The sequence below is a fragment of the Mycobacterium sp. NGS27 genome (assembly GCF_059813005.1).
The window spans coordinates 504171-528678 of record NZ_JCALDT010000001.1; the positions used below are offsets into that span (position 1 = coordinate 504171).

General features: G+C 67.1%; 23 protein-coding genes and 1 other RNA gene. 14 read left to right on the top strand and 10 right to left on the bottom strand.

Annotated elements, in window-relative coordinates; all coding sequences use genetic code 11:
• From AC5Y30_RS02080 to AC5Y30_RS02095, 4 genes are all read right to left on the bottom strand, one after another.
• Positions 1–1953: an aconitate hydratase gene (locus AC5Y30_RS02080; RefSeq protein WP_499915869.1), complete on the bottom strand. Its 1953-nt coding sequence runs from the start codon at positions 1951–1953 to the stop codon at positions 1–3.
• A gap of 72 nt (positions 1954–2025) precedes the next feature.
• Positions 2026–2220 carry a ferredoxin gene (locus AC5Y30_RS02085; protein WP_499915871.1) on the bottom strand — a complete coding sequence of 65 codons (195 nt, stop codon included), beginning with the start codon at positions 2218–2220 and terminating at the stop codon, positions 2026–2028.
• Complete coding sequence (locus tag AC5Y30_RS02090) at positions 2217–3395, bottom strand: cytochrome P450 (protein WP_499915873.1); 1179 nt, start codon at positions 3393–3395, stop codon at positions 2217–2219. The genes AC5Y30_RS02085 and AC5Y30_RS02090 overlap by 4 nt, the downstream gene beginning before the upstream one ends.
• Before the next feature lie 49 nt (positions 3396–3444).
• Positions 3445–4020, bottom strand: a complete 576-nt coding sequence (locus AC5Y30_RS02095; RefSeq protein WP_499915875.1) for a helix-turn-helix domain-containing protein — start codon at positions 4018–4020, stop codon at positions 3445–3447.
• Between the two features lie 47 nt (positions 4021–4067).
• Here AC5Y30_RS02095 and AC5Y30_RS02100 point away from each other — a divergent pair, with 47 nt between their 5' ends.
• Positions 4068–4700, top strand: coding sequence for a class I SAM-dependent methyltransferase (locus AC5Y30_RS02100; RefSeq protein WP_499915877.1), 633 nt, complete (start codon positions 4068–4070; stop codon positions 4698–4700).
• 5 nt (positions 4701–4705) lie between these two features.
• Here the strand turns inward: AC5Y30_RS02100 and AC5Y30_RS02105 are convergent, their stop codons facing one another.
• Positions 4706–5416, bottom strand: coding sequence for a 2OG-Fe(II) oxygenase (locus AC5Y30_RS02105; RefSeq protein ID WP_499915879.1), 711 nt, complete (start codon positions 5414–5416; stop codon positions 4706–4708).
• Between the two features lie 77 nt (positions 5417–5493).
• On the opposite strand from AC5Y30_RS02105, the gene rnpB reads away from it, so the two are divergent.
• Positions 5494–5894: RNase P RNA component class A (gene rnpB / locus AC5Y30_RS02110), an RNA gene on the top strand.
• A 4-nt stretch (positions 5895–5898) separates the two neighbouring features.
• Here the strand turns inward: rnpB and AC5Y30_RS02115 are convergent.
• The 3 genes from AC5Y30_RS02115 to panB all read right to left on the bottom strand — a co-directional run bounded on the left by AC5Y30_RS02115 (position 5899) and on the right by panB (position 9836).
• A complete protein-coding gene (locus AC5Y30_RS02115; protein ID WP_499915881.1) occupies positions 5899–7443 on the bottom strand; it encodes a CYTH and CHAD domain-containing protein in 1545 nt (514 codons plus the stop codon).
• Between the two features lie 159 nt (positions 7444–7602).
• Positions 7603–8790: a glycoside hydrolase 5 family protein gene (locus AC5Y30_RS02120; RefSeq protein WP_499916730.1), complete on the bottom strand. Its 1188-nt coding sequence runs from the start codon at positions 8788–8790 to the stop codon at positions 7603–7605.
• 197 nt (positions 8791–8987) lie between these two features.
• The gene (panB, locus tag AC5Y30_RS02125) at positions 8988–9836 is read right to left on the bottom strand and encodes a 3-methyl-2-oxobutanoate hydroxymethyltransferase (protein ID WP_499916732.1); all 849 of its coding nucleotides are present in this window, start codon (positions 9834–9836) and stop codon (positions 8988–8990) included.
• Between the two features lie 229 nt (positions 9837–10065).
• Here panB and AC5Y30_RS02130 point away from each other — a divergent pair, with 229 nt between their 5' ends.
• The 11 genes from AC5Y30_RS02130 (at position 10066) to AC5Y30_RS02180 (ending at position 21254) form a co-directional block, all read left to right on the top strand.
• Positions 10066–11622, top strand: coding sequence for an alpha/beta hydrolase (locus AC5Y30_RS02130; RefSeq protein ID WP_499915883.1), 1557 nt, complete (start codon positions 10066–10068; stop codon positions 11620–11622).
• 138 nt (positions 11623–11760) lie between these two features.
• On the top strand, positions 11761–13326 hold the full coding sequence (locus AC5Y30_RS02135; protein WP_499915885.1) for an alpha/beta hydrolase: 1566 nt from the start codon (positions 11761–11763) through the stop codon (positions 13324–13326).
• 75 nt (positions 13327–13401) lie between these two features.
• A complete protein-coding gene (locus AC5Y30_RS02140) occupies positions 13402–13704 on the top strand; it encodes a hypothetical protein (protein ID WP_499915887.1) in 303 nt (100 codons plus the stop codon).
• Positions 13705–13816: 112 nt separating this feature from the next.
• The gene (glnA, locus tag AC5Y30_RS02145; protein WP_499915889.1) at positions 13817–15157 is read left to right on the top strand and encodes a type I glutamate--ammonia ligase; all 1341 of its coding nucleotides are present in this window, start codon (positions 13817–13819) and stop codon (positions 15155–15157) included.
• Positions 15158–15207: 50 nt separating this feature from the next.
• The gene (locus tag AC5Y30_RS02150; RefSeq protein ID WP_499915891.1) at positions 15208–18192 is read left to right on the top strand and encodes a bifunctional [glutamine synthetase] adenylyltransferase/[glutamine synthetase]-adenylyl-L-tyrosine phosphorylase; all 2985 of its coding nucleotides are present in this window, start codon (positions 15208–15210) and stop codon (positions 18190–18192) included.
• A complete protein-coding gene (locus tag AC5Y30_RS02155; protein ID WP_499915893.1) occupies positions 18189–18833 on the top strand; it encodes a PaaI family thioesterase in 645 nt (214 codons plus the stop codon). Before AC5Y30_RS02150 ends, AC5Y30_RS02155 begins: the two co-directional genes overlap by 4 nt.
• Entirely contained in the window at positions 18830–19690 is an 861-nt protein-coding gene (locus tag AC5Y30_RS02160; RefSeq protein ID WP_499915895.1) for a TIGR03619 family F420-dependent LLM class oxidoreductase, read from the top strand. Before AC5Y30_RS02155 ends, AC5Y30_RS02160 begins: the two co-directional genes overlap by 4 nt.
• Before the next feature lie 153 nt (positions 19691–19843).
• Positions 19844–20101, top strand: coding sequence for an ANTAR domain-containing protein (locus AC5Y30_RS02165; RefSeq protein ID WP_499915897.1), 258 nt, complete (start codon positions 19844–19846; stop codon positions 20099–20101).
• A gap of 65 nt (positions 20102–20166) precedes the next feature.
• Positions 20167–20340, top strand: coding sequence for a hypothetical protein (locus AC5Y30_RS02170; RefSeq protein ID WP_499915899.1), 174 nt, complete (start codon positions 20167–20169; stop codon positions 20338–20340).
• Positions 20341–20572: 232 nt separating this feature from the next.
• The gene (locus AC5Y30_RS02175) at positions 20573–20710 is read left to right on the top strand and encodes a hypothetical protein (protein WP_499915901.1); all 138 of its coding nucleotides are present in this window, start codon (positions 20573–20575) and stop codon (positions 20708–20710) included.
• Between the two features lie 205 nt (positions 20711–20915).
• Positions 20916–21254, top strand: a complete 339-nt coding sequence (locus tag AC5Y30_RS02180; protein WP_499915903.1) for a hemophore-related protein — start codon at positions 20916–20918, stop codon at positions 21252–21254.
• Positions 21255–21570: 316 nt separating this feature from the next.
• On the opposite strand, the gene glnA (AC5Y30_RS02185) is transcribed toward AC5Y30_RS02180, so the two are convergent.
• Complete coding sequence (gene glnA / locus AC5Y30_RS02185) at positions 21571–23007, bottom strand: type I glutamate--ammonia ligase (RefSeq protein ID WP_499915905.1); 1437 nt, start codon at positions 23005–23007, stop codon at positions 21571–21573.
• A gap of 243 nt (positions 23008–23250) precedes the next feature.
• Between glnA (AC5Y30_RS02185) and AC5Y30_RS02190 the strand changes: the two genes are divergently transcribed.
• Positions 23251–23673 carry an RDD family protein gene (locus AC5Y30_RS02190; protein ID WP_067349554.1) on the top strand — a complete coding sequence of 141 codons (423 nt, stop codon included), beginning with the start codon at positions 23251–23253 and terminating at the stop codon, positions 23671–23673.
• A gap of 70 nt (positions 23674–23743) precedes the next feature.
• On the opposite strand, the gene AC5Y30_RS02195 is transcribed toward AC5Y30_RS02190, so the two are convergent.
• Positions 23744–24496 (bottom strand): DUF4191 domain-containing protein, encoded by a 753-nt coding sequence (locus AC5Y30_RS02195; protein WP_499915907.1) that lies wholly within the window; start codon positions 24494–24496, stop codon positions 23744–23746.
• Positions 24497–24508: the final 12 nt, after the last annotated feature.

Sequence of the window (24508 nt, forward strand, 5' to 3'; positions counted from 1 at the left end):
TCACTCCTGCTCCTGGTTGAGTCGCGGGATCAGCCCGCCGGCCAACACGTCCTTGACCTGTCGTGGCGAGAGTCGATGCCGCACCGCGAATGATGAATCCTTGCCGGCATTGTCGACCTGCAGCACATTGTCTTTGTCGATCGCGTTCAGATTCTGGAAGCGCAGCGTGTCGTCCTGGTCGATCGAGTCGTAGTCATCGGGGTTTTCGAACTCGAGCGCCAAAATTCCATAGTTGGCCAGGTTTTGCCAGTGGATGCGCGCGAAGGACTTGGCGATGACAACGCGCAACCCGAGGTAACGCGGTGCGATCGCGGCATGCTCGCGCGAGGAGCCTTGGCCGTAGTTCTCCCCGGCGACGATGACGTGCCCGCTGTCGTCGGCCTGTTGAGCCCGCTCGGGGTAGGAGTCGTCGATCCGGGTGAAGCTGAACATTGCGAGCTTCGGGATGTTGGACCGAAGCGGAAGCGCCTGCACGCCGGCCGGCGAGATCTCGTCGGTGGAGATGTTGTCGCCGACCTTGAGTAGCACCGGAGCCTCGAGTTCGTCTGGCAGCGGCGACAACTCGGGCAGGCTGGAGATGTTGGGCCCCTTCACCGGTTCGACACGTTGTGCCTCTTCGATGTCGAGCGGAGGAACCAGCATTGCGGTGTTGACGGAGTTGTGCTCGGGCAGATCGAGTTTCGGGTACTCCATCTGCTCCTCTTTGGCCCAGTCCCGCGGATCGGTGATCACTCCCGTCAGCGCCGATGCCGCCGCGGTCTCGGGGGAGCACAGCCAGACCGCGTCCTCCTTGGTGCCAGACCGGCCGGGGAAGTTGCGGGGCATCGTGCGTAGCGAGTTGCGACCGACCGCGGGCGCCTGGCCCATGCCGATGCACCCCATGCAGCCCGCCTGGTGGATGCGCGCCCCGGCCACCACCAAGTCCAGCGTCGCGCCCATCTTGGTCAGATCGGCCAGGATCTCGCGCGACGTCGGGTTGATGTCGAAGCTGACCTGCGGGGCCGTCTGGCGTCCCGCCACCATCGCGGCCGCGATCGCGAAATCGCGCAGCCCGGGGTTGGCGCTCGAACCGATCACCGCCTGGGCGATCTCCTCGCCGGCCACCTCGCGAACCGGTACCACGTTGCCCGGCGACGACGGTTTGGCGATCAGCGGCTCGATCTGCGACAGGTCGATCGTGTCCTCGACGTCGTAGCCCGCGTCGTCGTCGGCCTGCAACTCCATCCAGTCGTCCTCGCGTTCCTCGGCGCGCAAAAACTCGCGAACGGCGTCGTCGCTGGGAAACACCGTCGTCGTCGCGCCGAGTTCGGCTCCCATGTTGGCGATGACGTGGCGGTCCATCGCCGTCAGCGTCGCCAGGCCGGGGCCGTGATACTCGATGATCCGGTTCACCCCGCCCTTGACGTCGTGGCGGCGCAACATCTCCAGGATCACGTCTTTGGCCGAACACCATTGGGGCAGCTCGCCGTCGAGCCGCACACCCCATACCTCGGGCATCCGGATGTGCAGGGGCCGCCCGGTAATCGCGAGCGCCACCTCGAGGCCGCCGACGCCGATCGCGAGCATGCCCAGCGATCCGGCCGCCGGAGTGTGGGAGTCGGAGCCCACCATCGTCTTGCCGGGGATGCCGAAGCGCTGCATGTGAGTCGGGTGCGAGACTCCGTTGCCCGGTTTGGAGAACCACAGCCCGAAGCGTTGCGCCGCGGTGCGCAGGTATTCGTGATCCTCGGCGTTCTTCTCGTCGCCCTGTAGCAGGTTGTGGTCGACGTACTGGACGCTCACCTCGGTGCGGGCGCGATCCAGCCCGAGCGCCTCGAGTTCCTGCATCACCAGCGTGCCGGTCGCATCCTGGGTCAGCGTCTGATCGATGCGGATCGCGATCTCTTCTCCCGGCGACATCTCCCCGGATTCCAGATGTGAACTGATCAGCTTGTGAGCGACGTTCATGGCCATACCCGGGGGTTACCCCGGCGCGGCGTGTTCTAGCGCGATGCCACAGCCGACGTTTGGCCTCGGACCCACGCGTCAACGACCCAGCGTGATGGCACTTTCGGGGCAGTTCTGTTCGGCGGTGACGGCCTGCGATTCCAGCTCGCCGGACACCTCGTCGACGAGCACCACGCAATGTCCGACCTCGTCGGCGTCAAAGACGTCGGGCGCCAGGGTGTAGCAGCGTCCGTGCCCGGTGCAGCGGTCGGGATCGACGGCTACGCGGGTCATGACACCGGAAAGACCAGCGGCAGCGACTCGACCGAGCGCAGCGCCGCGGTGTAGGACAGCTCGGCGCCGGGCTTGATCTCGTAATCCGGTATCCGCCGGTGGAATTCGCGCAGCGCCACCCGCAGCTCCATGCGGGCCAGGTGCGAGCCGAGGCAACGGTGCGGCCCGCCGCCGAACGCCCGGTGCCGGTTGGGGTTGCGGGTGAAGTCCACCAGCTCCGGGTCGGGGAACTCGGCCGGGTCGGTGTTGGCCGCCCCCAGCAATGGGCTGACCCGTTCGCCCTTGCTGATCGGACACCCGCCGACCTCGACGTCCTGGATGGCGACCCGGGCGACGCCGGGCACAGGTGTTTCCCAACGCAACAACTCCTCGACCGCACCGGGCAGGACGTCGGGCCGCTCGACAAGTTGACGACGGTGATGGGGGTGGCGCGCCAGGTACACGAAGAAGCAGTCGAGCGAGTCGGTGACCGTGTCCAGTCCGGCGATGAGGAACAGGAAGCAGATGTCGAGCAGCTCGTCGCGCGACAGCGGTTGGGCCGCGTCTTCTTTGAAGTTCGCCGCGATCATTGCGGACAACACATCGTCGCGGGGGCTGGCGATGTGGTCGTCGATGGCCCGGTCGAAGTATTCGTAGATTTGCTGGGCCATGCCCGCCGAGCTTTCGTGGCGGCGGTCGAAACCGGAGTCGCCCTCCGGGCGGATCACGCCGTCCTTCCACACCAGGAATTTGTCGAGGTCGTCGAGCGGCAAGCCGAGCAGCTGCAGAAAGACGGTGCAGGGCAGCGGCACCGCGAACTCGGTGTGGAAGTCGCACTCGCCCCGGTCGGCGAAGCGATCGATCATCTCGTTGACCAGCTCGGTGACGCCTGGTTCGCGTCGGGCCATCTCCCGCGGAGTGAAGAGGGGATCGAGAATGCGCCGGTACTTCGCATGCTCGGGCGGATCGATTTGGAGCGGGATCAGCGGCCGCACGTTACCCAGGTCGACCGCGTCCATGTTCGACGAGAACAGCTCGGTGTGTTTGAGCGCCATCTCGATGTCGGCCAGGCGGCTGAGAACGACCGCCTGCGGCGACCGGAATACGGGGCTGGTTTCGCGCAGCGCCTTATACATCGGTTGCGGCTCCGCGAGTCCCGTCCGCGTCTGATCGACGAAACTTTCGGCTTCTGTCATGCGGTCAGCCTGGCACCGACGCGCCTATTGGGCAATGGGCTAATACGGGTCAACTATGCAGGTGGAGCCGCTCGCCGTGCGGTCCGAAGATGACGATGGCCTCCACCGGCCCGTCCACCACACCGAACCAGTGCGGCGTCCACGTCGAGAACTCGACGGCTTGGCCGGGGTCGATGGTGAAGTCGCGTTCGCCCAGGATGAGCCGCATCCGGCCGGAAAGCACATACATCCAGTCCTGGCCCTCGTGTACCGGCAGCTCGGCGGGCGGGGTGCGGCGCCGCGCGCTGACCCGGACCTTGAATGCGTGCAGGCCCCCGGCGGGGCCCTGGCGGGTGAGCGGCCAGTAGGTGACGCCGTGGTGGGTATGCGCGGTCCCGCGCACCCGCGGGTCGGGCGTGGGCGGCGCCTGCAACAGCTCGTCGGTGCTGACGGACAGGGCCCGGGCCAGGCGCGGCAGGTGATCCAGTGCCAGCCGGCGCTTCCCGGATTCGAGGCGGCTGAGTGTCGAGACGTCGATCCCGGCGCGCTCGCCCACCTCTTGCAGCGTGAGGCCGCGCTGCACGCGCAGTTCTCGTAGTCGCCGGCGCACCAGGAGGTCGATGTCGGGTGTGCTTTTTGCCTGCATGGCAATTCAGCTTGGCAAACGCCGTGCCGGGTGGGCAAGCTCGCGGTGTGGAGAATTCATGCAAATCAGATGATGCCCAGCGGTTCTGGGAGGAGCGCTACCGCTCGGCGGAGCGGGTGTGGAGCGGACGGGTCAATCCCCGCCTGGCCGAGGCGGCCACCGATCTGCCGGTCGGCCGGGCCCTCGATCTGGGCTGCGGGGAAGGGGCCGACGCGCTATGGCTGGCCGAGCGGGGCTGGGAAGTGGTGGCCGTCGACATCTCGGCCACCGCGTTGCAGCGCGCCACCCAGGCTGCGTCGGCTCGGAACATGCTCGCTCACATCGACTTTCAGCGGCATGACCTCAACGAGAGCTTCCCCGACGGGACCTTCGACCTGGTGTCCGCGCAGTACTTGCACTCGCCGGCGCGACTGGAGCGTGACGGGGTACTGCAACGGGCGGCCGAGCGCGTGAATCGCGGCGGTGTGCTGTTGATCGTCGACCACGGAGCGCCCCCGCCGTGGGCGGAACATCACGATCACCACTTCGAAGACATTGAGGAGGTCCTCGCGTCGCTGCACCTGAACGCGCCGCGCTGGACGCGGGTGCGCACCGAGGCCGTCGAGCGAGAAATGGTGGGTCCGAATGGGGAAGTCGGCACCATGGCCGACAACGTGATGATCCTGCGACGATCCGGCTAGCCCGCCTACGCCGCGTCGTGAAAAATCAGCCCCATGGCGTAACGCTCACCGGAGCGAACGACCGAGACGCCGTGGCGCACCGGCGCCGCGGACCAACCCCGGGCCGAGGGCACCGGTCGTTCCCGGGTGGTGAACACATACCCGTGTCCCTGCGGCAGTTGTGTTGCCATGCCGCGGGATTGGGCCCGCAGCCGTTGTTCGACGAGCAGGAACTCGCCGCCGGTGTAGTCGGTTTCGGGATTGCTAAGATTGATGACCACCTGGAGCGGAAAAACTAACTCACCGTACAGATCCCGATGCAACGCATTCCAGTCGCCCGCACCGTATTTCAGCATCAGCGCGGTCGATCTACCCTGGCCGGCCGCGTGACAGGTCGCCAGCCAGTCGTCGAGGCTGTCCGGCCAAGGTGCTTCCCGGCCGAGCTTGCCCCACCAGTCGCGCGCTATCGGCAGCAGCCGGGGGTAGAGCGCCTGTTTGAGCCGTTCGATCGGTTCGGGATAGGGCGCGCGGAAATAGCGGTATTGGCCTGCGCCATAGCGTTTGGGCGCCATGTCGATGGTCGAGCGGAACAGGTCGTCGTGGGCGTAGAGCTTGCGCAGCCGGGCCGCTTCGGCGGGCGTGACCAGCCGCGGCAACAGCGCGCCGCCGTATTCGTCGGCCGCGGTGGCGATGGCGTCCCAATCGCCTGTGTCGACGCGCTTTTTCCACTGGTCCATCTGGTCCACCATAGAGCCGCGCAAGCGGTTGTTGCTGGCACCGGCATGCCGCAGGTAGTACCGTGGTTCGTCGCGGACGAGTTGGCCGGGCGGCCGCGGACCGCGCAAGCGGTTCGAGGAAAGTCCGGACTTCACAGAGCAGGGTGATTGCTAACGGCAATCCGAGGTGACTCGCGGGAAAGTGCCACAGAAAACAGACCGCCACCCCCGCGGTGGTAAGGGTGAAACGGTGCGGTAAGAGCGCACCAGCATCCCGGGTGACCGGGGTGGCTAGGCAAACCCCACCCGAAGCAAGGCCAAGAAGGCCGCACCGGAAGGTGCGGCCGCGCAGGCGTTCGAGGGCTGCTCGCCCGAGCCTGCGGGTAGGCCGCTCGAGGCACCCGGTGACGGTGTGTCCAGATGGATGGTCGCCGCCGCGCCGCCGTTGCTTATGCGCGGCGGCGGGGAACAGAATCCGGCTTACAGGCCAACTCGTCCGCCTCCTAATGCCCCGCCTTGCGGACCGCCTTGGCGAGTTTGCGCAAGGCGTCGTCGAGTTCGTCGCGGCACCGGTCGGCCAAGTCGGCCTCGCGCTGATACAGCAGCCCGTAGGTGAAGGTGTCCTCGCCGGCGGCATGCGCGGCTTCGGCCTCCTGACGCAGATGCTCGCGGCTGACGACGCTGTCTTGATGGTCACCGAGCAGCGACTGCACCGCCTTGGCCTCTTCGGACACCCCGACGGCGCCGGTGGCGGCGGCGGTATAGCGAAGTCGCTTGGCGCGCTTACGGATTCGATGTATTGCCTCGTCGCGTTGGTGCCGGTCGTCCGGGTGTTCTCGGTCGACCCGCGCGGCGGCCTTCTGAGCCTTGCGTACCTTCTTATACGCGGCGTCGATGGTTACCGGGGCCTGTTCGTCGACCACGGCGGCGCCGGGGGTCTCGGCCGCTATCAGATCGAGGGAGTCCAGCAGGCGGAAGTATCGCTGCGACCGCATGGCGATCAAGGACCGGCGCAGCCCGATCTGGTAGCGCCGCTGGGCACCCCCGACCAGGCGTTCGCGCACCGGTCCGCGCACCAATTCCGGTGCGAGCGCGTCCAAACCGCGCTCGTATCGCTCGGCGAGCACCTCGGCGTCGCGGGCCACACCCAGAATTCCGGCGAGCTCCCGCAACTCGTCCATGACCCACCCCTCGTCGGGCAGGGCGAACGACTCCTGGTAGTCGCGCAGCAGGCTGCGCAGCTTGCGGGTGGTCACCCGCATCTGGTGAATGGCGTCGTGGGCGTCGGCACGAACGGCGCGATCCCACACCACAAGCTCGCGAACCTGCTCGGCGATCGCGCGCTGCAGCGGATCCTCGGACGGCTGGGCGCCGTCGGGCGGCGCGGCGCCGAGCACGCGCGCCAGCTTGGACCCGTGACCCGCCGGTACGGCGCCGGCGTCCAACAGCCGGTTGCCCAATCGGTTCAGCAGCTCAACGCCGGCTGTCCCGTTCGCGAGCCCGCTCGCTTCGAGGAGCTCCAATTCCCACTCCCGCCATTCCTGTTCGGTTGGCGCCGAGTCGGTGTCGTCGGATCCGCGGGTCGACCACGCGGTGACATGGTCGTTGCTGAACTCGGCCAGCGCGGTGCCCGCGGCGTCGTAGAGCACTTGGCTCTCGCGCCGGGTGGTGATGCGCGCGACCGGCTGCATCGGACGGTCGCGGACGATTGCCAGCACCACATCCGTCAGCTCGTTGGGCACCGAGTCGTTTCCGCCCGAGGCGTCCAGCGGGAGGCGGACCTCGGTTCGGGAGTCCGGACCGGCCGGCAGCTTCAGGTGCCAGCCCGCGTCCGAGCCACCGGTACGGCGGCGCAGTGTGATCTTGTTGCGCGCCAAATCGTGGATGGGGGTGTCGAAGTACGTCGCGTCCAGGGTGTGCGCCGGCGACTTCTCGACGTGGGCAACCGCGGCGATCCCGTCGAACGACGGTGACACGGTGGATTCCACTACGTCGAACTTGCGCTCGACCTCGAGATAACGCGAGGGCTGCGGCGCTTTTGCAGGCATCTTCTTCGGCTCCGTTGCGGACGCGTCACGGCGGCCGTGAACATGGTGGACGGTGGGAGATGAGCACCCATAGCCTGCCATACCGAAGCGACGCGCCCGCCGCGGATCGGACGGTCAGTGAGGCGCCCAGCCGTAACGGCGGCCGCTGACCGATCGTCCTCAGCCGGCCGGTGGTGGCGGCGGCTGCAGGTGCATCGCCAGGTCGCTCAACTCCAGAATCGTCTGCATCTCGGCGTCGCGGAATGGCCGTCCGTCCGGACCCAGCAGGTCGTGAAACCACTCCTGCGGCATCGCCGGGTCCGGGTCCGGGTGGTCCCAGGAATCCCAGGGGAAGAAGGTCTGCGTCTTTCCGGCGACCAGACCCCAATTGAACGCGCCGACTCCGGCACGCTTCGCGATCGGCAGGACGCCCTGCACCGTGCTGCCCAGTGGCCGGGCCATGTACTCGGTGCACAGGATCGGGCGGCCCAGCGGGACGAGCTCGGCGATGCGTCTCTCGAACTCCGCCGGCTCGCCATAGTTGTGGAACGTGATGATGTCGGAGTTGTCGAGCTGGATGCCACTGATGACGCTGCGGCGTCCCACGTCGGCCCACTCGCCGTGCCAGACGCCACTGGTCAACGGCTGGCAGGGATCAACCAGCCGCGCCCACTCGAACACCTGGGGCAGCAACTGGGCGACCAGGTCCACCTTGTCTTTGCGTTCGACCGAGGCGTAGGCGTCGGCGGGGTTGTCGGGCTCGTTCCACAGGTCCCAGCCCAGGATGCGATCGTCACCGCGGAACTGCGTCAGTACTCCGGTGACATAGCCGCGCATGGTGTGCAGGTAGCCGCGATCGTCCAGGCGCGCCGCGCCCGGGCTCTGCACCCAGCCGGAGTTGTGGATGCCCGGCCGAGGCGCACGCTGTGGACCCGCCTGGGGGAACGGATCCCAGCACGAATCGAACAAGACGAACAGCGGTTTGATGCCGTGACGGGCGGCGATGTCGACGAACTGGGACAGACGGCCCTGAAACCCGCGATGATCCTGCGCCCAGAGCTGGTCGTGCAGGAAGACCCGGATCGCGTTGAACCCGTTGACCCGCGCCCAGCCCAGTTCGGTGTCGATGCGCCGGGGGTCGAAGGTTTCGCGCTGGAACATCTCCAGCTGATTAATGGCATTGGAGGTGATGTAGTTCGCGCCGACCGGCCAGCCTTGCGCCTGATACCAGCGGTTGGCGCGCTCGGGAGTCCACCTGCTTGCTTGCGGCGAGGTCCGAGGCGGTTCGGCGGACGCCCGCGGTGTTGGGGCCAAAGCCATGCCTCCCGCCATCAGCAGCGGCAACGTCAGCACCATGCGACGGTGCACGAAGCCACCGCGGTTCCCCCGGTCGATGTGGTCCACCCCTGATAGTTCGGATCGCCCCCGCGAGCCATCGTACATCCATGTACCGCAACGCTTTTCAGCGGTTCGGTTGCGACGGCAATAACGTGGTCAACCAGGCGCTGACCGTGAATCGCAGCCAGGAGCGTGCAAACTAGCGCGTTGACGCGCCAGGGGTGGATCTAAAAGCAGTGCTCGTCGGCGGGGAACACCCCGGCGGCCACCTCTTGGGCATATTGCGTTGCCGCGCGGCGCAATTCCCCACCGATGTCCGCGAACCGCTTGACGAAGCGGGCCGCTTTGCCGCCGCTCATACCGGCCATGTCCTGCCAAACCAGCACCTGGCCATCGCAGTTCGGTCCGGCGCCGATCCCGATGGTCGGGATGGTCAGCTTGCCCGTGATCTGGGTGGCCAGCTCGGCCGGCACCATCTCCATGACGACGGAGAACGCGCCGGCCTCGGCGACGGCGATCGCGTCGTGCACCGTCTGCTCCGCCGCGTCACCGCGTCCCTGCACCCGGAACCCGCCGAGGCTGTTGACGCTCTGCGGGGTGAACCCGATGTGCGCCATCACCGGGATGCCGGCGGCGGTCAGGCAAGCGATCTGCTCGGCCACCCGCTCGCCACCCTCCAGCTTGACCGCGTGCGCGCCGCCCTCCTTCATGAACCGGGTGGCGGCGGCCAGGGCCGCGGCGGGCCCGGCCTCGTAGCTGCCGAACGGCAGGTCGGCGACGACGAGCGCGTGCGGGGCACCCCGCACCACGCCGCGCACCAGCGGAATCAACTCGTCGATCGACACGGGCACGGTGGTGTCGTAGCCGTAGACCACGTTGGCCGCGGAGTCGCCGACCAGCAGGACCGGGATGCCCGCCTCGTCGAAAATGCGGGCGGTCGAATAGTCGTAGGCCGTGAGCATGGCCCACTTGTGGCCTTCGGCCTTCATCTTCTGCAGGTGATGGGTGCGGATCTTGGGTCTCGCCTTTTCGGGCTGCGCGGGCGAGTTGGCACCGTAAACGTTGTGCTCAGACATCATTGTCCCTAAGGGTGGTCGGTTCGATCCTCGAGGCCTTTGAAGGTCCCCGGGTTCGTTTGACCCTCTGATTCTGCCATTTCTTTTACGCGGTCGCACCGTCGCGGCGGTGTGAGACATACCATGCGCGCCGGTTCCGGGGGAGGGAGGAGTTGCTCGCTCGCGGGGTGACCGGGCGGCGGGTGCCGCTAATCATGATCTCAGGTTTCCTCTGGCAGCATAGGTTGGCATGGGGCTGTCTCGCCGCGGCGATATCGCGCGCACGCTGCTGATCTGGACGTCGATGGCTGCCGTCGCGCTGCTGCTGGCGGGCTGTGTCCGCGTCGTGGTGGGACGCGCCGTCATGTCCGGGCCGAAGCTGGGCCAGGCCGTCGAGTGGACGCCGTGCCGCGCCGCGAACCCCAAGGTCAAACTCCCCGCCGGCGCGTTGTGCGGCAAACTGGCCGTGCCGGTCGACTACGACCACCTCGACGGCGACGTGGCAACGCTGGCCATGATTCGTTTCCCCGCGACCGGAGACAAGATCGGCTCGCTGGTGATCAACCCCGGCGGGCCGGGCGAGTCCGGCATCGAGGCGGCGCTGGGCGTCGTCCAGTCGTTGCCGAAGAAGGTTCGCGAGCGATTCGACCTCGTCGGCTTCGACCCCCGCGGGGTGGGGTCGTCGCGGCCGGCGGTCTGGTGCAACTCCGACGCCGACAACGATCGGCTGCGCACGGAGCCCAACGTCGACTACAGCCCGGCCGGCGTCGCCCACATGGAGGACGAAACGAAGCAGTTCGTGAGTCGCTGCGTCGACAAGATGGGTAAGGACTTTCTGGCCAATGTCGGCACCGTCAACGTCGCACGGGATCTCGACGCCATCCGCGCGGCGGTCGGTGACGAAAAGCTCACCTACCTCGGCTACTCCTATGGCACCCGGATCGGCTCGGCCTACGCGGAAGCCTTCCCGCACAACGTGCGGGCCATGATCCTGGACGGAGCCGTCGACCCCAACGCCGATCAGATCGAAGCCGACCTCCGTCAGGCCAAGGGATTCCAGGACGCCTTCAACAACTACGCCGCCGACTGCGCGAAGCAGCCGACCTGCCCGCTGGGCACCGACCCGGCCAAGGCGGTGGACGTCTACCACAGCCTGGTCGACCCGCTGGTCGACCCGAACAACCCCATGGTCGGCCGGCCCGTCCCGACGAACGATCCCCGCGGCCTGGGCTACAGCGACGCGATCATCGGCACCATCATGGCCCTGTATTCGCCGAACCTGTGGCATCACCTGACCGACGGTCTTTCCGAGCTCGTCGACCACCACGGCGACACCCTGCTCGCCCTGGCCGACATGTACATGCGCCGCGACTCGCACGGCCACTACACCAACGCGACCGACGCGCGGGTCGCGGTCAACTGCGTCGACCAGCCGCCGATCACCGACCGCGCCAAGGTGATTGACGAAGACCGCCGCTCCCGCGAGGTCGCACCGTTCATGAGCTACGGGCAGTTCACCGGCAACGCGCCGCTGGGCACCTGCGCATTCTGGCCGGTGCCGCCGACCAGCAAGCCGCACACCATTTCCGCGCCCGGCCTGGCGCCCACGGTGGTCGTGTCCACGACCCACGATCCGGCCACCCCGTACAAGGCCGGCGTCGATCTGGCCAACGAGCTGCGCAGCTCGCTGCTCACCTACGACGGCACTCAACACACCGTCGTCTTCCAGGGCGACGGCTGCATCGACAACTACGTGACGGCGTATCTGGTCGGCGGTTCCATTCCGCCCGACGGCGCCAAGTGTTAGGCAGGCCGCCGGCGCCGAACGTGCACTCACGGCGAGCTTTTCGCCGATTCTTCGCCGTCAGTGCACGCTCGGCGACGCCGGCAGCCGAGACCAAGGCGTAACCGTTTCGCGCTGCCACGGGTACCCGGGCCTGCAACGATGACAGCCATGTCGCGCCTGAGATCGTTGAGCTCGGCGCTGTTCTCCTTGCTGATCGTCAGCGGTCCGTGCGTCGTCGTGTCGCCCCCTGCCGGTGCCACGCCGGAACCGGGTGCCGGGCAGACGCCGACCCCGAATCCGCCGTCGGCCGCGGTGCCGCAAGGGTGGGGCAGCTGCAGCCAATTCGTCGGTGACACAAGCGATATCCCCACCGCGCAGTGCACCACCGTGTCGGTACCGATCGACTACAGCAACCCCGCCGGCGCGCAGGCCAAGCTGGCGGTGATCCGGATACCCGCGACGGGACAACGGATCGGATCCCTTCTGGTCAATCCCGGCGGTCCCGGCGGCTCGGCGGTCGACATGGTGTCCTCGATGGCCCCGAACCTCGAGGACTCTTCAATCAGGCGCAATTTCGACCTGGTCGGCTTCGATCCGCGCGGCGTGGGCCATTCGACCCCCTCGCTGCGCTGCCGCACCGACGCCGAATTCGACGCGTACCGGCGTGAGCCGATGGTCGACTACAGCCCGGGCGGCGTGGCGCACATCGAGCAGCTCTACCGCCAGCTGGCCCAGCAATGCGTCGACCGGATGGGTACTGCGTTTTTGGCCAACGCCGGCACCGCCTCGGTCGCCCGCGACATGGATGCCGTCCGCCAAACGCTGGGCGACGACCAGATCAACTACCTGGGCTACAGCTACGGCACCGAGCTGGGCACCGCCTACCTGGAGAAGTTCAGCAACCACGTGCGCACGATGGTGCTCGACGGCGCCATCGACCCGACCGTCGGGCCGATCGACGAGAACGTCAACCAAATGGCGGGATTCCAAACCGCTTTCAACGACTACGCCGCCGACTGCGCCCGCTCACCGGGCTGCCCGCTGGGCACCGACCCGGCCCAATTCGTCAACCGATACCACGCGCTGGTCAACCCGCTGGCGACCAAGCCCGGTCGCACCGCGGACCCGCGCGGCCTGAGCTATGCCGACGCGACCACCGGCACCATCAACGCCCTTTACACGCCCGCGCACTGGAAATACCTGACCAGCGGCCTGCTCGGCCTGGCCCGCGGCACCGACGCGGGCGACCTGCTGCTGCTCGCCGACGACTACGACGGCCGCGACAAAGACGGGCACTACTCCAACGACCAGGACGCATTCAACGCGATCCGCTGCGTCGACGCGCCGAACCCGACCGACCAGGCCAGCTGGGTGAGTGCCGATCAGCGCATCCGCCAGGCCGCGCCGTTCCTGAGCTACGGGCAGTTCACCGGCAACGCTCCCCGCGATGTCTGCGCGCTGTGGCCGGTGCCGCCCACGTCGGCGCCGCACGCCGCGCCGCCGATGGCGCCCGGCAAGGTCGTCGTCGTCTCCACCACGCATGATCCGGCAACGCCGTATCAGGCCGGCGTGAACCTGGCCCACCAGCTCGGCGGGCCGCTGATCACCTATGACGGCACGCAGCACACCGCGGTTTTCAACGGCCACCAATGCGTGGACGACGCCGTCGTCCGGTATTTGGTCGCCGGAACGCCGCCGCCGGCCTCCTACCGCTGCCAGCCCTGACGACCGCCGGACCGCGCGATCGGCGTCGAATCGTTTGCTGATTATCCGGGGTGAGGGCTGGGTATTCCCCTGACCATGCGTTTCATCTATCTCGCTGTCACGGCCGGGCTAGCCGTCGCCGTCCTGTTGATCGCCCCGGCTGTGCTGATGGGCGCGTCTGCTCACGCTGATTTCAGCGGTTACCGCCGCTGCGTGGGCAAGATTACGGAACCGATCGGGGAAGCCGACCCGCAGAACTTGCAGCTCATCGGCGAAATCAAGCAGGATCTCAATTCCGGTGTCACACCGGCTGCTGAAGCCCAAAAGGTTTCCCACAAGGGATTCAACCCTCAGCTCGCCAACGGGATCGTTCAGTGCGTCATCGAGGAGCGCCCGTAGACGGGCGGTCGGTCCGCAAGAGCGGCTCGAGTCCGACCTCGAGGCCAGGTCACAGCACATCCGTACTGATCCGGTAACACAGAATTAACAGCAGTTGCATACTGTTCGGGATATGGATCGACAGAAGGAATTCGTCCTCCGCACCCTCGAGGAACGGGACATCCGTTTCGTTCGCCTGTGGTTCACCGATGTGCTCGGTTTCCTCAAGTCGGTCGCCATCGCCCCAGCCGAGCTCGAAGGCGCCTTCGAAGAGGGCATCGGCTTCGACGGATCCTCGATCGAGGGCTTCTCGCGGGTCTCGGAATCCGACACCGTGGCCAACCCCGACCCATCCACCTTCCAGGTGCTGCCGTGGGCCTCGCCCAGCGGCCACCACCACTCGGCGCGGATGTTCTGCGACATCACCATGCCGGACGGATCGCCGTCGTGGGCCGATCCGCGGCACGTGCTGCGCCGGCAGCTGCAGAAGGCCAACGACCTGGGCTTCTCCTGCTACGTCCACCCGGAGATCGAATTCTTCCTGCTCAAGCCGGGCCCCGACGACGGGACGCCCCCGGATCCCGTCGACAACGCCGGCTACTTCGATCAGGCCGTTCACGACTCCGCGTCGAACTTCCGCCGCCACGCGATCGAAGCCTTGGAATTCATGGGCATCTCGGTGGAATTCAGCCACCACGAGGGCGCGCCCGGCCAGCAGGAGATCGACCTGCGGTTCGCCGACGCGCTGTCGATGGCCGACAACGTGATGACGTTCCGCTACGTCATCAAGGAGGTCGCGATCGAGAACGGCGCCCGCGCGACCTTTATGCCCAAGCCGTTCGGGCAGCATCCCGGCTCGGCGATGCACACCCACATGAGCCTGTTCGAGGGTGACGTCAACGCGTTCCACAGCCCCGACGACCCGCTGCAACTCTCGGATGTCGGTAAGTCCTTCATCGCCGGGATCCTCGAGCACGCCTCGGAGATCAGCGCGGTCACCAACCAATGGGTCAACTCCTACAAGCGATTGGTGGGCGGCGGCGAGGCGCCCACCGCGGCATCGTGGGGTGCGGCCAACCGGTCCGCGCTGGTGCGGGTGCCCATGTACACGCCGCACAAGACGTCGTCGCGGCGCGTCGAGGTCCGCAGCCCCGACTCCGCGTGCAATCCGTACCTGGCCTTCGCCGTGCTGCTGGCCGCCGGACTGCGCGGGGTGGAGAAGGGCTACGTGCTTGGCCCGCAGGCCGAGGACAACGTGTGGGACTTGACCGCCGAGGAACGCATCGCGATGGGCTATCGCGAGCTGCCGACCAGCCTGGACAGCGCGCTTCGCGCCATGGAGTCCTCCGAGCTGGTCGCGGAAACCTTGGGGGAGCACGTATTTGACTTCTTCCTGCGCAATAAGCGCACGGAGTGGGCCAACTATCGCAGCCACGTCACCCCGTACGAACTGAGGACGTACCTCTCGCTGTAGCCCGTACCGGGCGCCGATCAGGCTGAAGATCGGCTGGTTGCGCTACGGTCGTGGTCGTGACCAAACCCGCGACGCAGCGCCCCAGGCTGCCCAGCGTCGGCCGGCTCGGGTTGGTCGATCCGCAAGCGGCCGAACGCATGGCGCAGCTGGGTTGGTACGAGCACGACGACCAGGCCCACGTCGACCTGCTCTGGTCGCTGTCGCGGGCGGCGGATCCCGACGCCGCGCTGCTCGCCCTGGTCCGGTTGTCGGAGAACCCCGATGCCGGATGGGATCAGCTCAATGCCGCGTTGCTCGCCGAGCGCCCGCTGCGCGGCCGGCTGTTCGGCGTGCTCGGCTCGTCGCTGGCCCTCGGTGATCACCTGATCGCCCAGGCTGGCTCCTGGAAACTCTTGCGCGGCAACGTCAAACTCCCCACCCACGACCAGCTGTGCGCCATATTCACCGAGTGCGTCGACGAATCGCTGGCGGCGCCGGGCTCGGCGATGGTGCGCCTGCGCACGCTGTACCGCGACCAACTGCTGATACTGGCGGCGCTGGATTTGGCCGCGACGGTCGAGGACGAACCGGTGGTCCCGTTCACCGTGGTGGCGGCCCACCTGTCGGACCTGGCCGATGCGGCGCTGGCCGCCGCGCTGCGGGTGGCCGAGAACAGCGTGTGCGGCGACCGGACGCCGCCACGGCTGGCGGTCATCGCGATGGGCAAATGCGGTGCCCGAGAACTGAATTACGTCAGCGACGTCGACGTCATCTTCGTCGGCGAGCAGGCCGACGCGGTCACCACCCGGGTGGCCAGCGAGATGATGCGGCTGGCCTCCGAGGCGTTCTTCCAAGTCGACGCCGGGCTGCGGCCGGAGGGGCGCAGCGGTGAACTGGTTCGCACCGTCGAGTCGCACATCGCCTACTACCAGCGGTGGGCGAAGACCTGGGAGTTCCAGGCGCTGCTGAAAGCCCGTGCGGCGGTGGGCGACGCGGACCTCGGGCGGCGCTATTTGGACGCGCTGATGCCGATGGTCTGGGTCGCCTGCGAGCGTGAGGACTTCGTGGTCGAGGTGCAGGCCATGCGCCGCCGGGTCGAACAACTGGTGCCCGCCGAGGTCCGCGGCCGCGAGATCAAGCTCGGCAGCGGCGGATTGCGCGACGTGGAATTCGCCGTGCAGCTCCTGCAGCTGGTGCACGGCCGCGGCGACGACTCGCTGCACGTGGCGTCGACGGTGGACGCGCTGGCCGCGCTGGGCCAGGGCGGCTACATCGGACGCGAGGACGCGGCCAACCTCACCGCCTCCTACGAGTTCCTTCGGCTCCTCGAGCACCGGTTGCAGCTGCAGCGGCTCAAGCGCACCCACTTGCTGCCCGAGGCCGACGACGAGGAGGCGGTGCGCTGGCTGGCGCGGGCCGCCCACATCCGGCCGGACGGGCGCCACGACGCGGCCGGGGTGCTGCGCGAGGAATTGCGGCACCAGAACCTGCGGGTGTCCCAGCTGCACGCCAAGCTCTTCTATCAGCCGCTGCTGGAATCGATCGGCCCGGCCGGGCTGGACATCGCCCGCGGCATGACCTCCGAAGCCGCCGAGCGCCAACTGGCGGCGCTGGGTTACGAGGGCCCGCAGACCGCGCTGAAGCACATGTCGGCCCTGGTCAACCACAGCGGGCGGCGCGGCCGCGTGCAGTCGGTACTGCTGCCCCGGTTGCTGAACTGGATGTCGTACTCGCCCGATCCCGATGGCGGGCTGCTGGCGTACCGGCGGCTGTCCGAGGCGCTGTCCGGCGAAAGCTGGTATCTGGCCACGCTGCGCGACAAGCCCGCGGTGGCGCGCCGGCTCATGCACGTGCTGGGGACCTCGGCGTACGTGCCGGACCTGCTGATGCGAGCGCCGCGGGTCATTCAGGATTACAGCGACGGGCCGTCCGGCCCGAGGCTGCTCGAGACCGAGCCCGCCGCGGTGGCCCGCGCGCTGGTCGCATCGGCCGGCCGTTACTCCGACCCGGTGCGGGCGATCGCCGGGGCGCGCACGCTGCGGCGCCGCGAGTTGGCCCGCATCGCATCCGCCGACCTGCTCGGCATGCTCGAGGTCACCGACGTGTGCGCGGCGCTGACCTCGGTCTGGGTGGCGGTCCTGCAGGCGGCGCTGGAGGCGATGATCCGGGCCAATTTGCCCGTGAACGGGAACGCGCCGGCCGCGATCGCGGTCATCGGCATGGGCCGGCTGGGCGGCGCCGAGTTGGGTTACGGATCCGACGCCGACGTCATGTTCGTGTGCGAACCCGCCTCCGGTGTCGAGGATTCGGTGGCGGTGCGCTGGGCGACGGGTGTCGCCGAGCAGGTGCGGGCGCTGCTGGGGACGCCCAGCGTCGACCCGCCGCTGGAGGTCGACGCCAACCTGCGGCCCGAGGGCCGCCAGGGTCCGCTGGTGCGCACCCTGGCCTCCTACGCCGCGTACTACGAGCAGTGGGCGCAGCCGTGGGAGATTCAGGCGCTGTTGCGGGCGCACTCGGTTGCCGGCGACGCAGAGCTGGGGCAGCGTTTCCTGCTGATCGCCGACAAGACGCGGTATCCGTCGGACGGGGTGTCCAGCGAAGCGATGCAGGAGATCCGGCGGATCAAGGCCCGTGTGGATTCCGAGCGGTTGCCGCGCGGCGCGGACCCCAACACCCACACCAAGCTGGGGCGTGGGGGACTGGCCGACGTCGAGTGGACCGTGCAGCTGCTGCAATTGCGGCACGCTCACGAGATCCCGGCGCTGCACAACACGTCGACCTTGCAGTGCCTCGACGCGATCGCTGCGGCCGACCTGGTGCCCGCCGACGAGGTGGAGCTGTTGAGGCAGGCCTGGCTGACGGCGACCCGGGCGCGCAACGCGCTGGTGCTGGTCCGCGGTAAGCCCACCGACCAGCTGCCCGGCCCCGGCCGCCAGCTCAACGCGGTCGCCGTGGCCGCGGGCTGGCCGACGGATGAGGGCGGCGAATTCCTGGATAACTATCTACGGGTGACACGACGAGCAAAAGCGGTGGTGCGCAAGGTGTTTGGAAGTTGAGTCAGGAGGCCGGCGCGTTGGACGCCATATTCGAGGTGCTCAGCGCGGCGGAGGCCGAGCGGGTGACCGCGCTGTATGCTCCGCTGGCCGGTGCGGTCCGCGAGCTCGTCGACGCCACCATCCGGACCGAGGCGGACGACGAGGTTGTCGCCGAGGCCAGGAAAGCGATCGAGGCCGTCACCGCATCGTTGCGGCAGCGCACCCGCCCGCTCGGGGTGAGCTATCGCGTCAACGGACGCCCGCTGCCGTTGGGCAACGCAGCTATCGGCGTCTGCAACCCCGTCGCCCCGCCGATCGTCGTGCAGCACGAGGGCGAGGGCCGCTGCTGGAGCGAATTCACCCTCGGTTCGGCCTACGAAGGGCCGCCCAAATTGGTGCACGGCGGCGTCAGCGCCCTGGTGCTCGACCACATGCTCGGCGAGGCGGCCAGCGAGGGGCTGTCGAAGGCGCGTTTCACCGGAACCATCACGGTGAAGTATCTGCGCGGCACCCCGCTGGGCCCGCTTCGCTGCGAGGCGTGGGTCGACGGCAAGGAGGGGCGCAAAGTCTTTGCGCGCGGCACCATTTCGGATGCCACGGGCGTCACGGTCGAGGCCGAGGGCGTCTTCATCGAGCCTGCCTGGGCGCAGGAGACGCAGTGAAGTTCTACATCAGCAGCGCCTTCCTGAACACCCGCGAGATCATCGAGCTCGCCAAGGCCGCCGACGAGCTGGGCTATGACGGGATCGGTATCCCCGACCACGTCGTCAATCTGGAGACCCTGGACACGCCGTACCCGTACACCAAAGACGGCCAGCGGCGCTGGCAGCCCTTCACCGACTGGCCCGATCCCTGGGTCCTCGTCGGTGCGCTGGCGCAGGTCACCACGAGGTTGCGGTTCGTCAACACCGTCTATATCCCCGCGATGCGCAACCCGTACTCGGCGGCGAAAGCCATTGGCACCGCGGCGGTTTTGGCGTCCGGCCGGGTGGAGCTGGGTATCGGCGTGGGGTGGTGCCGTGAGGAATTCGCCTTGATGGGCGAGCAATTCGAGGCTCGCGGCAAGCGCACCGACGAGATCATCGAGCTGATGCGGGCGCTGTGGGCGCCGGGCTGGACGGAGTTCGAGGGCCAGTTTTATCGGGCGCCGCGGCTCGAAATGCAGCCGACGCCGCCACCAATTCCGGTCTATGTCGGCGGCCTGTCCGACATCGCGCTGCGCCGTGCGGCCCGCAACGACGGCTGGATCGGCGATCTGATCAAGTCCGAGCAGGCCATCGACGCGGTCGGGAGGCTGCGGGAGATGCGCGCCGAAAACGGTTTGGCCATGGACGATTTCACCATCCTGACGCCGCTGACCGACGCGTTCACCACCGCCGACTATCAGCGGGTCGAGGATGCGGGCATCACCGGCATCATCACGATGCCGTGGATGTTCTACGCCGGGCCGCACGCCAGCCTGGACGACAAGATCGATGGCATGCAACGCTTCCGCAAGGATCTGGCACTCGACGGCTAGCGGCGCGACATGAAAAGTGGCGCAGGGGCCTAGCTATTGTCGCGGGGACCCCGAGTCGGCCCGCTCACGGCACGAAAAATCGGAGCATAATTGGGCCATAGGCCGAAGCCGGCTTTGCTCATGACCGGGCGGCTTCGGCCAGATTGGAAAAGCATGATGACCGACCATTCCAATGCGAGTCAGCTCTCGCCCGCTGAGCTCATCGAGCAAGCCCTCGACGTCATCATGAACCGGTTCGATCTCGACGCCGAACAAGCGATGAAAGTGCTTCGCAGCATCTCACGCGAAACGTGCACGCAGATGTGCGTGGTCGCCGAGCAACTAGTCAAGGACAACGGCACTGTGGACCCGGTGCACCCTGAAAAAGATGCGCTGCTGCGGCTGGTTCGTCGCGACGAAACAATAGCTTGACGGCCATTGCCGTTGCGGACTCAACAAATGCGATTAACAACGCGGCCGGCGGGTAAACACACGCAATGGCGCGTGATATCAGGATTATCGACGCCGAACTGCGATCCGTGGCGGCACTGCGCCGTGCGGCTCGAGAACACGGCGGTCCGTTGCCGTCGATAGACGCGGCGGATGCGCTGCTCGACGAACGCTACGAGCTGACGCGCTTCACCCCTGTCCGAGAAGTCGCGAAGGCGTAGGGGTTCTCCGACCCGCCCGTCAGGTGGGCCGGTGGTGGGTACCGGGGCACTCTCCGGTAGCCCAAATGTCGTACTCGAACGCCGGCGGCATAGGCGCGTACTTCGAGCTGTCAACAAACGGCCTTTCCAGCGTTTTGCCCAATATTGCACACACGCCCAATGGCAGCGTTAGCATCCAATGGTCGCGGTACTCAGGTGCCCGGACGATGTGGCTGGAAGAAAGGTGTGATCGATGAGGACGAAGAGCACCAAGAAGATGCTGAAAGTTGTCGCATTGGCCGCAATGCTGACCGGTGTGATGTTGGGGTCTACGGGCTGCATAACGATCGACCTCGCCCCCGCTCCCGTCTACGTCGCGCCAGCCGGCTGATTGACGGCTGAATGACGATTTTCGCCGGTTCGTCGTCGACCTGACGACCGACGTCGAGAGTTGCTGCCGGCAGGGCGCGGGCAGTCTCACCAAATCGCCCGGGCCCTTGACTCCGGCGAGCGTCCCTGCCGGCTGAGATTCGGATATCGCCTCCCCGGTCGTCGGGTTGCGTTAAAGTCTGCGCGGTCAGGGAAGGAGTTCACACATGACCAAACTGTCGTTGACCAGACTCGGTATTGCGGTTGGTGGTTTGACGCTGGCGTTCACCGCTGGGGCCGGGGTCGCGTCTGCAGACCCCGACTTGAGTCCCGCCGTCAACACCACCTGCACGTATGACCAGCTCGTCGCTGCCTTGAACGCGCAAGACCCAACGCTCGCCGCGATTTTCAACAATTCGCCAGATGCGCAGGCGGGTTTGCGTCAATTCATCGCTGGGTCGCCCAGCCAACGGAGGCAATTGGCCCAGCAGATAGTGAGCGATCCGGATAGCCAGCCATACATCGGAGTTCTGCAGCGAAGCTTCGATACCTGCAATAACTTCTAAACGGCTCGGGGGGCTGCCGATGCGCCCGCGCAACGGCTTCGGGAACAGTCACGGCTTCGCACCCGACTTGCCGCTGGCCCCGAAATCTATTGGTGCGCAGCGGAACTGGCCCGGCAGTACAGAACGTCGTCAACGCTTCTCTGACATACACCACAGCGGCGCCGGATTGCACCGACAGACCACCGGCCGCACTCGCAGCATGCCGATGAGTCCACCCGCTCGGCGATCGGTGCGGTGATCGCGAAGCGGATGGACCCATTCGGAACTACTGCGGCGCTACGACTCAGAGCGTTCCGGCTCGTAGCCGTCAGCCGGCTTACACGTCGTAGTACAGCGCGAATTCGTAAGGGTGCGGCCGGATCTGGACCGGCAGGATTTCGTTCTCGCGCTTGAAGTTGATCCACGTCTCGATGAGGTCGGGCGTGAACACGCCGCCCTCGGTGAGGTATTCGTGGTCTTCTTCCAGCCGGTCGATTACCGCGGACAGCTGCGTGGGCGCCTGCGGAATGTTGGCAGCCTCCTCGGGTGGCAGCTCGTAGAGGTCCTTGTCGACTGGGGCCTGCGGCTCGATCTTGTTCTTGATGCCGTCCAGGCCGGCCATCAGCATGGCCGAGAACGCCAGGTACGGGTTGCCCGACGAGTCGGGGCAACGGAACTCGAGCCGCTTGGCCTTCGGGTTGGTGCCGGTGATCGGGATGCGGACACACGCCGACCGGTTGCGCTGGCTGTAGACCAGGTTGATCGGCGCCTCGTAGCCCGGCACCAGACGCTTGTAAGAGTTCACGGTGGGGTTGGTGAACGCCAGCAGCGACGGCGCGTGGTGCAGCAGGCCGCCGATGTAGTGGCGGGCGGTGTCCGACAGGCCGGCATACCCGGTCTCGTCGTACATCAGCGGGCTGCCGTCCTTCCACAGCGACTGGTGGGTGTGCATGCCGGAGCCGTTGTCGCCGAACAGCGGCTTGGGCATGAACGTGACGGTCTTGCCGTTCTGCCAGGCCGTGTTCTTGACGATATACTTGTAGAGCATCATGTCGTCGGCCGCGTGCAGCAGCGTGTTGAACTTGTAGTTGATCTCGGCCTGGCCGCCGGTGCCTACCTCGTGGTGGCCCTTCTCCAGGCTGAAGCCGGCCGTGATCAGGTTGGACAGCATCTTGTCGCGGAGGTCGACGTAGTGGTCGACCGGGGCGACGGGGAAGTAGCCACCCTTCGGGCGCACCTTGTAGCCCCGGTTCGGGCTGCCGTCCAGCTCATTCGGCGAGCCGGTGTTCCACCAGCCCGCGATCGCGTCGATCTCGTAGAACGAGCCGTTGGTGCGCGAGTCGAAGCTCACCGAGTCGAAGATGTAGAACTCCGCCTCGGCGCCGAAGTAGGCGGTGTCGGCCACTCCGGTGCTGATCAGGTAGTTCTCGGCCTTGCGGGCGATGTTGCGCGGGTCGCGCGAGTACGGCTCGAGCGTGAACGGGTCGTGCACGAAGAAGTTGAGGTTCAGCGTCTTGGCTTCGCGGAACAAGTCGATCTGCGCCGTCGCGGGATCGGGGAGGAGCAGCATGTCGGATTCGTGAATGGACTGGAATCCGCGAATCGACGAGCCATCGAAGGCCAGGCCGTCCTCAAAAACGCTCTCGTCGAAGAACGAAATCGGGATTGTGAAATGCTGCATGATGCCGGGCAGGTCACAGAACCGGACGTCGACAAATTCGACGTTTTCGTCCTTGGCGAGCTTGAAGACGTCGTCGGGCGTCGTTTCCGTCACAGAGTGCTCCTTTACTTGGTGAGATCCGCGGCCTGACGCTATGGAGCAGATGTTGCCCGTCAGTCAACCCGATGTTGCGCGCACGTTACGTGACCATGCCACACGCTAGAAGTGGCCACTTCGGCGCGGGTTCTATTGTGGGGCCATGGATCGCAAGATCGTATCTTTTCCGGTGTCCTGGCGCACCGCCAGCCCTGCTTACCATGCCGTTTCGGCCAGTCATTCGGACTCCGGTCCGCGCCGATGATGGCGGAATCGCGATCCGCATACCCCGGGGAAAAGCTCGGATTTCCGCAGAGCGGACCGGGCTCCCTGGCGCCGATGGGGCGGCGGTTGGGCGCGTTGATGATCGACTGGCTGATTTCCTACGGTTTGGCCGCGCTGGCCATGCGGCTCGGCTGGTTCTCCCAACCGGCGCTGGCCACCGCCGTCCTGGTGATCTGGTTCGTGCTGGGCGTGGTCTTTCTGCGACTGTTCGGGTTCACCCCTGGGCAGCTGGCGCTACGGCTGCAGGTCGTGACGGTCGACGGGCGCGGGTCGGTTGGCCTGGGCCGGGCCGTGGTGCGCGGCGTGCTGGTCGGGACCGTGGTGCCTGCGTTGTTCACCGACTTCGACGGCCGCGGAATGCAGGACCGGCTGACCGCGACGGCCGTGGTGCGGCGCTGACCTGATGGCGCCGACCCGTTGCGCCCGGCTTCGCCGCGCTTACGATCGGCGCTGACCTGATGGCGCCGAACTACTTGCGGCGGACCGTGCGCTGTACGCCGCGCATCTTGCCCGAGTTGGGCAGCGGCCCCTTGGGCAGGACGGCGGCGCCGGCCCGCGACCCGAGCGCGGTCAACCGCGACTCAAGCGTGTCCATCTGCTTGACGGTGATGTTGGCCGGCAGCCGGGTGAGGTGGCGCTCCAGCTTGGCCAGCGGCACCTCGTCCTGCCCGTTGCCGACGATGATGTCGTAGATCGGCACGTCCCCGATCAGCCGGGCGGTGCGCTTCTTCTCCTGCGCCAGCAGCGGTCGAACCCGCGTGGCGGCTCCCTCGCCGACCAGGATGACGCCGGGCCGGCCGATCACCCGGTGAACGGCGTCTAAGTGGCCGGTCGCGGCCACCCCCGGGGTCACCCGCCACTTGCCCCGCAAGTTATCCAAAGCCCATGCGGCAGCCCCGGTTTGGCCTTCGGCTTTGCGGTAGACCGATTTCTGGGCGCGGCGGCCGAACACGATGAAGGCGACCAGGCCGCCCAGCACCACGCCGAGCGGGATCAGGGTGATCATCGTCAGCCCGCCGGCCCAGATACCGACCCCGACCGAGATACCGACGATCAGCAGGAAGGCGCCGATCATGTAGGGCAGGAGGCGCTTGTCCTCTTGGCGCTGAATCTTGAACGCCTGCCACAGCTGGGTGCGGCGCTCCCGCGCGGCGGCCTTGCGGGCAGCCTGCGCCTCCGCCCGGGCGGCCTTGTTCTCAGCGGCATTGCGGGGTTTAGCCATAGTCAAAGAATA

Excerpts from the sequence above, each read along its gene's own strand:
- AC5Y30_RS02080 (WP_499915869.1), bottom strand. The coding sequence starts at position 1,953 with ATGGCCATGAACGTCGCTCACAAGCTGATCAGTTCACATCTGGAATCC.
- AC5Y30_RS02085 (WP_499915871.1), bottom strand. The coding sequence starts at position 2,220 with ATGACCCGCGTAGCCGTCGATCCCGACCGCTGCACCGGGCACGGACGC.
- AC5Y30_RS02090 (WP_499915873.1), bottom strand. The coding sequence starts at position 3,395 with ATGACAGAAGCCGAAAGTTTCGTCGATCAGACGCGGACGGGACTCGCG.
- AC5Y30_RS02095 (WP_499915875.1), bottom strand. The coding sequence starts at position 4,020 with ATGCAGGCAAAAAGCACACCCGACATCGACCTCCTGGTGCGCCGGCGA.
- AC5Y30_RS02105 (WP_499915879.1), bottom strand. The coding sequence starts at position 5,416 with ATGGACCAGTGGAAAAAGCGCGTCGACACAGGCGATTGGGACGCCATC.
- AC5Y30_RS02115 (WP_499915881.1), bottom strand. The coding sequence starts at position 7,443 with ATGCCTGCAAAAGCGCCGCAGCCCTCGCGTTATCTCGAGGTCGAGCGC.
- panB (WP_499916732.1), bottom strand. The coding sequence starts at position 9,836 with ATGTCTGAGCACAACGTTTACGGTGCCAACTCGCCCGCGCAGCCCGAA.
- AC5Y30_RS02130 (WP_499915883.1), top strand. The coding sequence starts at position 10,066 with ATGGGGCTGTCTCGCCGCGGCGATATCGCGCGCACGCTGCTGATCTGG.
- AC5Y30_RS02135 (WP_499915885.1), top strand. The coding sequence starts at position 11,761 with ATGACAGCCATGTCGCGCCTGAGATCGTTGAGCTCGGCGCTGTTCTCC.
- AC5Y30_RS02140 (WP_499915887.1), top strand. The coding sequence starts at position 13,402 with ATGCGTTTCATCTATCTCGCTGTCACGGCCGGGCTAGCCGTCGCCGTC.
- glnA (WP_499915889.1), top strand. The coding sequence starts at position 13,817 with ATGGATCGACAGAAGGAATTCGTCCTCCGCACCCTCGAGGAACGGGAC.
- AC5Y30_RS02165 (WP_499915897.1), top strand. The coding sequence starts at position 19,844 with ATGATGACCGACCATTCCAATGCGAGTCAGCTCTCGCCCGCTGAGCTC.
- AC5Y30_RS02170 (WP_499915899.1), top strand. The coding sequence starts at position 20,167 with ATGGCGCGTGATATCAGGATTATCGACGCCGAACTGCGATCCGTGGCG.
- AC5Y30_RS02175 (WP_499915901.1), top strand. The coding sequence starts at position 20,573 with ATGAGGACGAAGAGCACCAAGAAGATGCTGAAAGTTGTCGCATTGGCC.
- AC5Y30_RS02180 (WP_499915903.1), top strand. The coding sequence starts at position 20,916 with ATGACCAAACTGTCGTTGACCAGACTCGGTATTGCGGTTGGTGGTTTG.
- AC5Y30_RS02190 (WP_067349554.1), top strand. The coding sequence starts at position 23,251 with ATGATGGCGGAATCGCGATCCGCATACCCCGGGGAAAAGCTCGGATTT.
- AC5Y30_RS02195 (WP_499915907.1), bottom strand. The coding sequence starts at position 24,496 with ATGGCTAAACCCCGCAATGCCGCTGAGAACAAGGCCGCCCGGGCGGAG.